Origin of the sequence: Citrobacter arsenatis (assembly GCF_004353845.1) — a bacterium.
GTDB classification, from domain to species: Bacteria; Pseudomonadota; Gammaproteobacteria; order Enterobacterales; family Enterobacteriaceae; genus Citrobacter; species Citrobacter arsenatis.
In genome coordinates this window covers 261,255-274,487 of the sequence record NZ_CP037864.1, presented here as the reverse complement: position 1 = coordinate 274,487, position 13,233 = coordinate 261,255, and the positions used below count along the sequence as shown (strand labels likewise).

Genomic DNA, 13,233 nt, shown 5'->3' with positions numbered 1-13,233 from the left:
AAGCTGAATCTTGCGTCTCTTCGCCAAAACATCTTCGGCGTTGTAAGGTTAAGCCTCACGGTTCATTAGTATCGGTTAGCTCAATGTATCGCTACACTTACACACCCGACCTATCAACGTCGTCGTCTTCAACGTTCCTTCAGGAGACTTAAAGTCTCAGGGAGAACTCATCTCGGGGCAAGTTTCGTGCTTAGATGCTTTCAGCACTTATCTCTTCCGCATTTAGCTACCGGGCAATGCCATTGGCATGACAACCCGAACACCAGTGATGCGTCCACTCCGGTCCTCTCGTACTAGGAGCAGCCCCCCTCAATTCTCCAGCGCCCACGGCAGATAGGGACCGAACTGTCTCACGACGTTCTAAACCCAGCTCGCGTACCACTTTAAATGGCGAACAGCCATACCCTTGGGACCTACTTCAGCCCCAGGATGTGATGAGCCGACATCGAGGTGCCAAACACCGCCGTCGATATGAACTCTTGGGCGGTATCAGCCTGTTATCCCCGGAGTACCTTTTATCCGTTGAGCGATGGCCCTTCCATTCAGAACCACCGGATCACTAAGACCTGCTTTCGCACCTGCTCGAGCCGTCACTCTCGCAGTCAAGCTAGCTTATGCCTTTGCACTAACCTCCTGATGTCCGACCAGGATTAGCTAACCTTCGTGCTCCTCCGTTACTCTTTAGGAGGAGACCGCCCCAGTCAAACTACCCACCAGACACTGTCCGCAACCCGGATTACGGGTCTACGTTAGAACACCAGCCATTAAAGGGTGGTATTTCAAGGTTGGCTCCACGCAGACTGGCGTCCACGCTTCAAAGCCTCCCACCTATCCTACACATCAAGGACCAGTGTTCAGTGTCAAGCTATAGTAAAGGTTCACGGGGTCTTTCCGTCTTGCCGCGGGTACACTGCATCTTCACAGCGAGTTCAATTTCACTGAGTCTCGGGTGGAGACAGCCTGGCCATCATTACGCCATTCGTGCAGGTCGGAACTTACCCGACAAGGAATTTCGCTACCTTAGGACCGTTATAGTTACGGCCGCCGTTTACCGGGGCTTCGATCAAGAGCTTCTCCTTACGGATAACCCCATCAATTAACCTTCCGGCACCGGGCAGGCGTCACACCGTATACGTCCACTTTCGTGTTTGCACAGTGCTGTGTTTTTAATAAACAGTTGCAGCCAGCTGGTATCTTCGACTGATTTCAGCTCCATGAGTAAATCACTTCACCTACATATCAGCGTGCCTTCTCCCGAAGTTACGGCACCATTTTGCCTAGTTCCTTCACCCGAGTTCTCTCAAGCGCCTTGGTATTCTCTACCTGACCACCTGTGTCGGTTTGGGGTACGATTTTGTGTTACCTGATGCTTAGAGGCTTTTCCTGGAAGCAGGGCATTTGTTACTTCAGCACCGTAGTGCCTCGTCATCACACCTCAGCGTTAATAAGGTACCGGATTTACCTGGAACCTCCGCCTACATGCTTAAACCGGGACAACCGTCGCCCGGCTAACATAGCCTTCTCCGTCCCCCCTTCGCAGTAACACCAAGTACAGGAATATTAACCTGTTTCCCATCGACTACGCCTTTCGGCCTCGCCTTAGGGGTCGACTCACCCTGCCCCGATTAACGTTGGACAGGAACCCTTGGTCTTCCGGCGTGCGGGTTTTTCACCCGCATTATCGTTACTTATGTCAGCATTCGCACTTCTGATACCTCCAGCATGCCTCACAGCACACCTTCAACGGCTTACAGAACGCTCCCCTACCCAACAACACATAGTGTCGCTGCCGCAGCTTCGGTGCATGGTTTAGCCCCGTTACATCTTCCGCGCAGGCCGACTCGACCAGTGAGCTATTACGCTTTCTTTAAATGATGGCTGCTTCTAAGCCAACATCCTGGCTGTCTGTGCCTTCCCACATCGTTTCCCACTTAACCATGACTTTGGGACCTTAGCTGGCGGTCTGGGTTGTTTCCCTCTTCACGACGGACGTTAGCACCCGCCGTGTGTCTCCCGTGATAACATTCTTCGGTATTCGCAGTTTGCATCGGGTTGGTAAGTCGGGATGACCCCCTAGCCGAAACAGTGCTCTACCCCCGAAGATGAATTCACGAGGCGCTACCTAAATAGCTTTCGGGGAGAACCAGCTATCTCCCGGTTTGATTGGCCTTTCACCCCCAGCCACAAGTCATCCGCTAATTTTTCAACATTAGTCGGTTCGGTCCTCCAGTTAGTGTTACCCAACCTTCAACCTGCCCATGGCTAGATCACCGGGTTTCGGGTCTATACCCTGCAACTTAAAGCCCAGTTAAGACTCGGTTTCCCTTCGGCTCCCCTATTCGGTTAACCTTGCTACAGAATATAAGTCGCTGACCCATTATACAAAAGGTACGCAGTCACCCCATAAAGAGGCTCCCACTGCTTGTACGTACACGGTTTCAGGTTCTTTTTCACTCCCCTCGCCGGGGTTCTTTTCGCCTTTCCCTCACGGTACTGGTTCACTATCGGTCAGTCAGGAGTATTTAGCCTTGGAGGATGGTCCCCCCATATTCAGACAGGATACCACGTGTCCCGCCCTACTCTTCGAGTTCACAACATATGCACTTTTGTGTACGGGACTATCACCCTGTACCGTCGGACTTTCCAGACCGTTCCACTAACACACATGCTGATTCAGACTCTGGGCTGCTCCCCGTTCGCTCGCCGCTACTGGGGGAATCTCGGTTGATTTCTTTTCCTCGGGGTACTTAGATGTTTCAGTTCCCCCGGTTCGCTTCATTACGCTATGTATTCACGTAATGATAGTGTGACGAATCACACTGGGTTTCCCCATTCGGAAATCGCCGGTTATAACGGTTCATATCACCTTACCGACGCTTATCGCAGATTAGCACGTCCTTCATCGCCTCTGACTGCCAGGGCATCCACCGTGTACGCTTAGTCGCTTAACCTCACAACCCGAAGATGTTTCTTTCGATTCATCATCGACTTGCAAAAATTTGAGAGACTCGAACACACCATTTTTCATTTCTTGTTTACGGAGAAATGAAACAGTGTGTCGTTTCAATTTTCAGCTTGATCCAGATTTTTAAAGAGCAAAACTTCGCAGTGAACCTTTTCAGGTACACTCTGAAGTTTTCTTGTGTTGTTGCAGTAAGTAAAGGATGGTGGAGCTATGCGGGATCGAACCGCAGACCTCCTGCGTGCAAGGCAGGCGCTCTCCCAGCTGAGCTATAGCCCCATCGTAGTTATCTCATTCACCTTAATTCTTGCCGGTACGAGTCGTTTCACAACGCGGTATCAGAAAGAATTTGGTAGGCCTGAGTGGACTTGAACCACCGACCTCACCCTTATCAGGGGTGCGCTCTAACCACCTGAGCTACAAGCCTGCAGAGATTTTCTTACTGCTAATTTTCATCAGACAATCTGTGTGAGCACTTCAAAGAACGTTTCTTTAAGGTAAGGAGGTGATCCAACCGCAGGTTCCCCTACGGTTACCTTGTTACGACTTCACCCCAGTCATGAATCACAAAGTGGTAAGCGCCCTCCCGAAGGTTAAGCTACCTACTTCTTTTGCAACCCACTCCCATGGTGTGACGGGCGGTGTGTACAAGGCCCGGGAACGTATTCACCGTGGCATTCTGATCCACGATTACTAGCGATTCCGACTTCATGGAGTCGAGTTGCAGACTCCAATCCGGACTACGACGTACTTTATGAGGTCCGCTTGCTCTCGCGAGGTCGCTTCTCTTTGTATACGCCATTGTAGCACGTGTGTAGCCCTACTCGTAAGGGCCATGATGACTTGACGTCATCCCCACCTTCCTCCAGTTTATCACTGGCAGTCTCCTTTGAGTTCCCGGCCTAACCGCTGGCAACAAAGGATAAGGGTTGCGCTCGTTGCGGGACTTAACCCAACATTTCACAACACGAGCTGACGACAGCCATGCAGCACCTGTCTCAGAGTTCCCGAAGGCACCAAAGCATCTCTGCTAAGTTCTCTGGATGTCAAGAGTAGGTAAGGTTCTTCGCGTTGCATCGAATTAAACCACATGCTCCACCGCTTGTGCGGGCCCCCGTCAATTCATTTGAGTTTTAACCTTGCGGCCGTACTCCCCAGGCGGTCGACTTAACGCGTTAGCTCCGGAAGCCACGCCTCAAGGGCACAACCTCCAAGTCGACATCGTTTACGGCGTGGACTACCAGGGTATCTAATCCTGTTTGCTCCCCACGCTTTCGCACCTGAGCGTCAGTCTTTGTCCAGGGGGCCGCCTTCGCCACCGGTATTCCTCCAGATCTCTACGCATTTCACCGCTACACCTGGAATTCTACCCCCCTCTACAAGACTCTAGCCTGCCAGTTTCGGATGCAGTTCCCAGGTTGAGCCCGGGGATTTCACATCCGACTTGACAGACCGCCTGCGTGCGCTTTACGCCCAGTAATTCCGATTAACGCTTGCACCCTCCGTATTACCGCGGCTGCTGGCACGGAGTTAGCCGGTGCTTCTTCTGCGAGTAACGTCAATCGCTGCGGTTATTAACCACAACGCCTTCCTCCTCGCTGAAAGTACTTTACAACCCGAAGGCCTTCTTCATACACGCGGCATGGCTGCATCAGGCTTGCGCCCATTGTGCAATATTCCCCACTGCTGCCTCCCGTAGGAGTCTGGACCGTGTCTCAGTTCCAGTGTGGCTGGTCATCCTCTCAGACCAGCTAGGGATCGTCGCCTAGGTGAGCCGTTACCCCACCTACTAGCTAATCCCATCTGGGCACATCCGATGGCAAGAGGCCCGAAGGTCCCCCTCTTTGGTCTTGCGACGTTATGCGGTATTAGCTACCGTTTCCAGTAGTTATCCCCCTCCATCGGGCAGTTTCCCAGACATTACTCACCCGTCCGCCACTCGTCACCCAAGGAGCAAGCTCCTCTGTGCTACCGTTCGACTTGCATGTGTTAGGCCTGCCGCCAGCGTTCAATCTGAGCCATGATCAAACTCTTCAATTTAAGTTTGATGCTCGTGAATTAAACTTCGTAATGAATTACGTATGTTCACTCAAGAGACTTGGTATTCATTTTTCGTCTTGCGACGTTAAGAATCCGTATCTTCGAGTGCCCACACAGATTGTCTGATAAATTGTTAAAGAGCAGTGCCGCTTCGCTTTTTCTCGGCGGCGCGGGGTGTGCATAATACGCTATCCCGCTTCGAAGTCAAGCGTTTATTTTCGCTTCCTTCGCCGAAGTTCTCAGTGGAACTCCGCTGACCCGGCGGCGTGTAATCCGTTGTTCCGTGTCAGTGGAGGCGCATTATAGGGAGTTATTTCAGGCTGACAAGGGGAAATTTAAAATAATCTTCCGAGTGCGTATTTTTTCACCAAAACCATCTAAACAGCCAGTTTTTCGAGCGTTTTGAAGCCATAACGCTGTAGCACGGGCAATAATTGTTCGGCTTCTGTCGTCATTGCCATACAGAATGCGACATTCTCGTCGGTTGATTTCGCGTCTGGCGCTTCGTGTTCTAATAACCAGGCCGTGCGACGCGCAATCGCAGCACCAGAATCCACCAGTCGCGTCCCCTCTGGCAGGACCTGTAAAAGCTCTTCCTGTAATAGAGGGAAATGGGTGCATCCTAGTACCACCGTGTCGGGTGGTTCCGACATCCGCAGCCATGGACGTAGAATACGTCGCAGCTCTTCCAGAGAAACCGTTTCACCATGCAGCTTCGCTTCCGCCAGTTCCACCAGCTCGGCGGAACCCAACATCGCTATCTGACACTCGTTAGCAAACCGCGCAATCAACTCATGGGTATAAGAGCGTTTCACCGTTGCACGCGTAGCCAGCAGACCCACAACGCCATTGGCCGTGAGTCGCGCCGCCGGCTTAATAGCAGGCACCACGCCCACAACGGGGAAGGCGAATTTCTCACGTAACGCAGGGAGCGACACTGTGCTTGCTGTGTTACACGCGATGACCGCAAGAGAGAGGGGATAGCGCTGCTGGACCGCAGTTACAATCTCAACAACACGCTCGACAATAAACTCCTCGCTCTTCTCTCCATAAGGAAAGGCGACGTTGTCGAAGGCATAAATATAGTGGAGATCCGGCAGAAGACGCCGAATCTCATCATAGACCGACAACCCACCGACGCCGGAATCAAACACCAGCACGGTGGGGCGTGGATCAGAAGGTGTAGCTGCCAGACAAGGTGTATTCCCGCCCTGCAGTTGCGTAGCCATAAACTGTCTCGTAATCTTTATCGAACAGGTTGGCTATTTTACCACGAACAGTTAGCTGTGAGGTGATTGGATATGCCACAGTCAGATCCCACAGGCTTATCCCACCCATTTTTACCGGCTGATTAGTGACGAAATCCTTGTCGTATCGCGTTCCCAGATACTGATACGTTAAGCCCCAGTCAAAATCATAAATCTGCCAGTCAAGTTGATACTTCACCTGCTGCTTTGAACGACGAGCGAGCGGCTTATCGGTAATCGCATTACGTGCATCAACGTAATCGTAGCTCAGGGTGTGTGCTAATGGCCCGGTATCGAAGTTTGCAGTAGCCTCAACACCTTTAATACGTACCTTGCCTTCGTTGTAGTATTTTTTGGTGTGGGGGTTGTAATCGATCATGTCATCAATATCGTTGCGATACCCTGACAAACGCCAATTCACATCCGCAGTTAGCCCTTCAAATGCCCCTTCCCACTGTTTGCTCTCTTCAGGATCCAGGTTGGAATTCCCGTACATTCCATAAAGTTGTCCCAGATTAGGTGCCTTATAAGAAGTACCGTAGGAGGCGATAAAGCGATAACCTTCGACAAACTCCCATCCGGCGCTGGTTTGCCATGTACCATGGCGACCAAATTGGGAATTGTCATCACTACGTGCCGCGCCTTCGAAGGTGAAATCACCCAGTTGCTGCAATCCTGTCAAATAAAGACCGGTATTCCGCTGGTCGTAGCCATCGGTAACATATCCGGTACCAGGCTCCGTAGTTTGCTTTTGCCAGTCTACGCCTGCGCCTACGTTACCGTGACCAAGCACCATACTGTTGGACCACTGAACGTTATATTGCTTCATTTCATCCAGTGTGGCCGAGGAGTCATAGCGGCCATAATCCGGATCATAGTTGTAATCTTTACTATGGCTATAGCTGGAAACCAGTTGCGACTGGATCAGCTCGCCATTAAAGCGCAGCCCGGCATCCCAGCTTTGACTGTAGAGCTGACGGGTATCCACTAACGGCGTCCCCGGATAATAATACGCGTCATAATCTGTTCGGTTATCGTAACCGTAGCCGCGGACAAACCCGCTCCATGTATCGGAAAAGTTATGTTCCAGCGCGCCGTACAGCGTCTTACTTAAAAAACCGTCCTTGTCGGGCTGCGCTTGCTCACCAGTACTACCGTAGGCGACAACATCAAAGCCTTTGGTATAGGCATAATCGCCCATCAACGTGACGCGCGTATTTTCGCCAAGCTGTTGTTGGGTTGAGACATCGTAATTCTGATACCCATTGCTACCCACGCCGGCAGTCAGTTCCGTCCCTGGCTTATCGCGTGTGGTAATGATATTCACCACACCGCCAATCGCATCAGAACCATAAACTGCCGAACGCGGCCCGCGAATGTATTCGATACGTTGTACTAACGAGACAGGGAACTGGCTAAGATCGGCTGCACCGCTAACCCCTGCCAGGTTCAGACGCACACCGTCAATCAGCACCAGAACATGGCTGGCGTTGGTGCCGCGAATAGAAATAGACGAATTTTGTCCCGTACCACCGTATTGGGCGATATCGACGCCCGGCAGGCGACGAAGCACATCATTCACGGAGGTGGATTGCCAGCGATCGATATCCTGGCGCGTAACAATGGTGATAGGAGCAAGTACTGCGCTACGAGGCTGCTGAAAACGGTTGGCAGTGACGACGAGAGTATCGGGGCTAGCATCCTGCGCCCAACCAGAAAATGCCGTGACGGATAGCGCCGTGCACAGCAACGATTTTTTAATCATTGTAAAGCATCCACAATATAAGAAGGATGCCGCAGGTCCCACCGATAGTACGCGATGATGAAAACCAGATGCGACGTTAGCCGGCAGGTCTTCGGGCTTGGAGGCAACTTAAAGAGACGATAACTTCCCACGGCAAGCCGCAGTGTCTGCACCAGGTGCGCTCATCTCCTACCTTCCTTACCGCTGCGCGTCAGCTCCAGATTCACACTGGATTCCCTTTTAACTCACAGGACCGGAAAACGGATGCTACAGTTTGTTACAACCCACTGTCCAGACCACGTATCACAATATCGGAAATCATCAATGACTGGACATCTGTTGAGCAATCCCTACAATCCCCGCGTACTTTTATTTTTCAGGACGCATCATGACCCCCGAACACCTTCCGACAGAACAGTACGACGCCCAGTTAGCTGAGAAAGTAGTGCGTCTGCAGAGCTTAATGACGCCATTTTATGCACAGGCTCCGGAAGTGTTTCGCTCACCGGTCAGCCACTACCGTATGCGTGCCGAATTTCGTCTGTGGCATGACGGTGACGATTTGTACCACATCATGTTCGACAGCCAGACCAAAAACCGCATTCGTGTCGACAGTTTCCCGGCGGCCAGCGAGCTTATCAACACGCTGATGACGGCAATGATCGACGGCGTTCGCAATAACCACATCCTGCGCCACAAACTGTTCCAGATTGATTACCTCACCACCCTGAGCGATCAAGCGGTCGTCTCGATGCTGTACCATAAAAAGCTGGATGATGAATGGCGTCAGGAAGCCGAAGCACTACGGGACGCGTTGCGTGCGCAAAACCTGAACGTGCATCTGATTGGCCGGGCAACCAAGACCAAAATCGAGCTGGACCAGGACTATATTGACGAACGTTTGCCGGTTGCCGGAAAAGAGATTATTTACCGCCAGGTAGAAAACAGCTTCACCCAGCCCAATGCCGCGATGAATATTCAGATGCTGGAATGGGCGATAGATGTCACCAGAGGATCAAAAGGCGACCTGCTTGAGCTGTACTGCGGCAATGGCAATTTCTCGTTAGCCCTGGCACAAAACTTCAACCGCGTACTGGCCACTGAAATCGCCAAGCCATCCGTAGCGGCTGCACAGTACAACATTGCGGCTAACCATATTGATAACGTACAAATTATCCGCATGGCGGCCGAAGAGTTTACTCAGGCGATGAACGGGGTTCGCGAATTTAACCGCTTGCAGGGAATCGATCTGAAGAGTTACCAGTGTGAAACCATTTTCGTTGACCCGCCGCGCAGCGGTCTGGACTACGAAACGGAGAAAATGGTGCAGGCGTATCCACGTATTTTGTACATCTCCTGCAATCCGGAGACGTTGTGTAAGAACCTGGAAACGTTAAGCCAGACGCACAATGTTTCACGTCTGGCGCTGTTCGATCAGTTCCCGTATACGCACCATATGGAGTGCGGAGTGCTGTTAACGAAGAAGTAAGACTGAACGTAGCCCGGATAAGCACTACCGGTTCAGATTGCCGGATGGCGGCTTTGCCTTATCCGGCCTACAGTTACAACTGTTACTCCGCTATTTCCTGCTTACGGTTACGCACCTTAAAACCGATCCAGAACACCAGAATCACCGACAGTACCGCCGGGAAGAAGTTAGAACCAATATCCGGATATTCAGCGCGAACCACGGTGCTGTACAACAAAACACCAAGAATAAAACAGGCGGCGGCCAGGCCCGGTAATCCCACAGGCATGGTGCGGTTCTGATAGCGTTGATGCAGACAATAAACCGTCAGCACCAGCGAAATAATCGGGAATACGGAGAATGGCACAATGGAGCTAAACAGCGCCGCAAATGTACCATTGATCGATAAGCCAGCAACCAGCGCCAGCAGCAGCGTACCTTTATCTTGACCTGACTGTTTCATTGCTTGTCCTTCTCGTTACTCGGAGTGGTGCGTCATCTTCTCTTGTTCACGGCGGTACCAATAAAATGCGCCTTTGGCGATCATGCGCAGTTGCAATACCAGCCGCTCTTCCAGCTGTCGACGCTGTTCGGCGCCAACATCCAGTGCTTCAGCCCCGGCGCTGAACACAATGGTTACCATGGCTTCGGCTTGCGCTTCAGTAAACGCACGAGGCATATGGTTTTCGAGTTCCAGATAGTCCGCAAGTTCCGCAATGAAGTGCTGAATTTCACGTGCGACCGCTGCACGAAACGCCGCGGAGGTACCCGAACGCTCGCGCAATAATAAACGGAAGGCGTTGGGATTGTTGCCGATGAACTCCATAAATGTCGAGACCGAGGTGCGGATCACACTCCCGCCCTTAGCGATACGCTGACGCGCCTGGCGCATCAACTGACGCAGCATCAAACCGCTCTCGTCCACCATCGTCAGGCCGAGTTCATCCACATCGCGGAAATGGCGATAAAACGAGGTTGGCGCAATGCCCGCTTCACGAGCAACTTCACGTAAACTAAGACTGGCAAAACTACGCTCAGCGCTCAGTTGACTAAATGCGGCTTCTACCAGCGAACGCCGGGTTTTTTCTTTTTGTTGCGCTCTAACGCCCATCACGATGTCTGAATCCTTCCCACATACCTTGCTGGCACTATACCAGAGATTAGGCGGTTGGCATGGCTTTGTGAATGATTGTTTACGCGCAGTTTGTGCTTCGACTTCGCAAAAAAGCACAACGATAATTGGGTTATCACGACAACGATGTTACTATTCTGTTGCTTTTATGTATAAGAACAGGTAAGCCTGACCATGTCACATTCCTACGATTACGATGCAATAGTAATAGGCTCCGGTCCCGGCGGCGAAGGCGCTGCAATGGGTCTGGTTAAGCAAGGAGCGCGCGTCGCGGTGATTGAGCGCTATCATAACGTCGGCGGGGGCTGTACCCATTGGGGCACCATCCCGTCGAAAGCCCTCCGCCACGCCGTCAGCCGTATAATTGAATTCAATCAGAACCCACTTTATAGCGACCACTCCCGACTCCTTCGTTCTTCCTTCGCCGATATTCTCAACCACGCTGATAACGTTATTAATCAGCAAACGCGTATGCGGCAAGGATTTTACGAGCGTAACCACTGTGAAATTTTGCAGGGAAATGCCCGTTTTGTAGATGAACACACAATCGCCCTGGAATGCCACGACGGCACGGTGGAAACGCTGACCGCAGACAAGTTCGTTATCGCCTGTGGTTCACGCCCATATCACCCGGTTGACGTCGATTTTTCCCATCCCCGGGTGTATGACAGCGACTCTATCCTGAGCCTGCACCACGAACCCCGCCATGTTTTGATTTATGGCGCGGGGGTAATTGGCTGCGAATATGCGTCGATCTTCCGTGGAATGGACGTCAAAGTCGATTTAATCAACACCCGCGATCGTCTGCTGGCGTTTCTCGATCAAGAGATGTCCGATTCGCTCTCTTATCACTTCTGGAACAGCGGTGTGGTCATTCGCCACAACGAAGAGTACGAGAAGATTGAAGGTTGCGATGACGGCGTCATCATGCACCTGAAATCCGGCAAGAAACTGAAGGCCGACTGCCTGTTGTACGCCAATGGCCGTACCGGTAATACCGATTCGCTGGCGCTGGAAAACATTGGTCTGAAAACCGACAGCCGCGGGCAGTTGAAGGTCAACAGCATGTACCAGACGGCGCTGCCGCACGTGTATGCCGTAGGCGATGTGATCGGCTATCCGAGCCTGGCATCGGCGGCCTATGATCAGGGACGCATTGCCGCCCAGGCGCTGGTAAAAGGTGAAGCGACCGCGCATCTGATCGAAGATATCCCGACCGGGATTTATACCATTCCTGAAATCAGCTCCGTTGGTAAAACCGAACAGCAGCTCACGGCAATGAAAGTTCCTTACGAGGTTGGCCGCGCCCAGTTTAAACATCTGGCACGTGCGCAAATCGTGGGTATGAGTGTCGGAACATTAAAGATCCTGTTCCATCGCGAAACGAAAGAGATTTTGGGGATCCACTGCTTTGGGGAACGCGCGGCCGAAATTATTCACATCGGTCAGGCGATAATGGAGCAAAAAGGTGGTGGTAACACCATCGAATACTTCGTTAACACCACCTTTAACTACCCAACCATGGCGGAAGCCTATCGGGTAGCGGCGCTAAATGGCTTAAACCGCCTGTTTTAACGCACTGTCGAAATGGCCATCCATTGACCCACGGATGGCCTCTGCCAGTTGTTCATAACGACTGCGCAGCGGTGAACCTGGACGATACACCAGGCCAATCGTACGACGCGGTTCAGGCTTGATGCAGGGCAGATAGACGACGCCATCACGCTTACGCTCCGGCGGAACGGCCAGCGCGGGCAGTAAGGTAATACCACTACCTGCCGCCACCATGTTGCGCAGCGTTTCAAGACTGGTTGCCCGGAAATGGGTATCTTCATCCGCACCCGCTTCAAAGCAGAAGCCCATCGCCTGATCGCGCAGACAGTGACCATCCTCCAGCATCAGCAGTTTTTCACCCGCCAGATCGGACATCGGTACACATTCACGGTTTGCCCATGGGTGATCTTCATAGATCGCCAGCAGCATAGGCTCATCAAATAACGGTACTTCGATGAACGCCTCACTCTCTTTCACCAGCGCCAGAATGACGCAGTCGAGCTTACCGCTGTCCAGTTGCGCCAACAGCTGGTGCGTCTGCGCCTCATGAAGATACATTTCCAGTTTTGGGAAAGTCTGGTGCAACATAGGGATAATATGCGGCAGCAGGTATGGCCCCACCGTTGGGATCAAACCAATATGCAGCGGGCCAGACATTGTCTCGCCCTGTTGGCTTGCCATCTCCTTGAGCACTTTGACCTCGCGCAGCACGGTGCGCGCCTGATCCACCAGCAGTAAGCCTGCCTGAGTGAACAGCACCTTGCGACTCGTACGCTCCAGCAGCATAACGCCCAGCTCATCTTCCAGCTTGCGGATCTGTCCGCTCAGCGTTGGCTGGCTCACGTGACAAGAGTCTGCCGCACGTCGGAAGTGACGATGTTCGGCTAGCGCCACCAGGTATTCAAGATCACGAATATTCATTATTCATCCTCCATCGCCACGATAGTTCGTAGCGATAGGTAGCATAGCAACGAACGATTATCCCTATCAAGCTTTCTGTTTAATAATGCACCACAGAAACGGAACGGTACCCCTTTAACCCTTGAAGCTACTGTCCGTTTTGAGAGTTTCTCTCATACTCGAAAT

At 52.1% G+C, this 13,233-nt stretch carries 7 protein-coding genes, 2 tRNA genes, 2 rRNA genes and 1 riboswitch; of the genes, 2 read left to right on the top strand and 9 right to left on the bottom strand.

Going from position 1 to position 13,233, the window contains the following annotated elements:
• Nucleotides 1-44 precede the first annotated feature (44 nt).
• The 6 genes from E1B03_RS02275 to btuB form a co-directional block, all read right to left on the bottom strand.
• A 23S ribosomal RNA gene (locus E1B03_RS02275) occupies nt 45-2,951 on the bottom strand.
• A 214-nt stretch (nt 2,952-3,165) separates the two neighbouring features.
• Nucleotides 3,166-3,241: transfer RNA gene (locus E1B03_RS02270), tRNA-Ala, on the bottom strand.
• 71 nt (nt 3,242-3,312) lie between these two features.
• Nucleotides 3,313-3,389 (bottom strand) — tRNA-Ile (locus E1B03_RS02265).
• Nucleotides 3,390-3,460: 71 nt separating this feature from the next.
• Nucleotides 3,461-5,002, bottom strand: a 16S ribosomal RNA gene (locus E1B03_RS02260).
• Together the 16S and 23S rRNA genes with 2 tRNA genes alongside form the textbook arrangement of a ribosomal RNA operon.
• Before the next feature lie 377 nt (nt 5,003-5,379).
• Nucleotides 5,380-6,231: a glutamate racemase gene (gene murI / locus E1B03_RS02255; RefSeq protein ID WP_133085625.1), complete on the bottom strand. Its 852-nt coding sequence runs from the start codon at nt 6,229-6,231 to the stop codon at nt 5,380-5,382.
• Nucleotides 6,176-8,014: a TonB-dependent vitamin B12 receptor BtuB gene (btuB, locus tag E1B03_RS02250; RefSeq protein WP_133085624.1), complete on the bottom strand. Its 1,839-nt coding sequence runs from the start codon at nt 8,012-8,014 to the stop codon at nt 6,176-6,178. Before btuB ends, murI begins: the two co-directional genes overlap by 56 nt.
• A 65-nt stretch (nt 8,015-8,079) precedes the next feature.
• A riboswitch (cobalamin riboswitch) is annotated at nt 8,080-8,266 on the bottom strand.
• A gap of 115 nt (nt 8,267-8,381) precedes the next feature.
• On the opposite strand from btuB, the gene trmA reads away from it, so the two are divergent.
• A complete protein-coding gene (gene trmA / locus E1B03_RS02245) occupies nt 8,382-9,482 on the top strand; it encodes a tRNA (uridine(54)-C5)-methyltransferase TrmA (protein WP_133085623.1) in 1,101 nt (366 codons plus the stop codon).
• An 82-nt stretch (nt 9,483-9,564) separates the two neighbouring features.
• On the opposite strand, the gene E1B03_RS02240 is transcribed toward trmA, so the two are convergent.
• Nucleotides 9,565-9,924 carry a YijD family membrane protein gene (locus E1B03_RS02240; RefSeq protein ID WP_003825114.1) on the bottom strand — a complete coding sequence of 120 codons (360 nt, stop codon included), beginning with the start codon at nt 9,922-9,924 and terminating at the stop codon, nt 9,565-9,567.
• A gap of 15 nt (nt 9,925-9,939) precedes the next feature.
• Nucleotides 9,940-10,575, bottom strand: coding sequence for an HTH-type transcriptional repressor FabR (fabR, locus tag E1B03_RS02235; protein ID WP_003028862.1), 636 nt, complete (start codon nt 10,573-10,575; stop codon nt 9,940-9,942).
• Nucleotides 10,576-10,767: 192 nt separating this feature from the next.
• Here fabR and sthA point away from each other — a divergent pair, with 192 nt between their 5' ends.
• The gene (gene sthA, locus E1B03_RS02225) at nt 10,768-12,168 is read left to right on the top strand and encodes a Si-specific NAD(P)(+) transhydrogenase (RefSeq protein ID WP_043018951.1); all 1,401 of its coding nucleotides are present in this window, start codon (nt 10,768-10,770) and stop codon (nt 12,166-12,168) included.
• Here the strand turns inward: sthA and oxyR are convergent.
• Nucleotides 12,151-13,068, bottom strand: a complete 918-nt coding sequence (gene oxyR, locus E1B03_RS02220) for a DNA-binding transcriptional regulator OxyR (RefSeq protein ID WP_103771971.1) — start codon at nt 13,066-13,068, stop codon at nt 12,151-12,153. The two genes, sthA and oxyR, sit on opposite strands and share 18 nt — an antisense overlap.
• Nucleotides 13,069-13,233: the final 165 nt, after the last annotated feature.

Bases quoted from the DNA above. Each gene is read 5' to 3' on its own strand.
- trmA (WP_133085623.1), top strand. From the start codon at position 8,382: ATGACCCCCGAACACCTTCCGACAGAACAGTACGACGCCCAGTTAGCT.
- E1B03_RS02240 (WP_003825114.1), bottom strand. From the start codon at position 9,924: ATGAAACAGTCAGGTCAAGATAAAGGTACGCTGCTGCTGGCGCTGGTT.
- sthA (WP_043018951.1), top strand. From the start codon at position 10,768: ATGTCACATTCCTACGATTACGATGCAATAGTAATAGGCTCCGGTCCC.
- oxyR (WP_103771971.1), bottom strand. From the start codon at position 13,068: ATGAATATTCGTGATCTTGAATACCTGGTGGCGCTAGCCGAACATCGT.
- murI (WP_133085625.1), bottom strand. From the start codon at position 6,231: ATGGCTACGCAACTGCAGGGCGGGAATACACCTTGTCTGGCAGCTACA.
- btuB (WP_133085624.1), bottom strand. From the start codon at position 8,014: ATGATTAAAAAATCGTTGCTGTGCACGGCGCTATCCGTCACGGCATTT.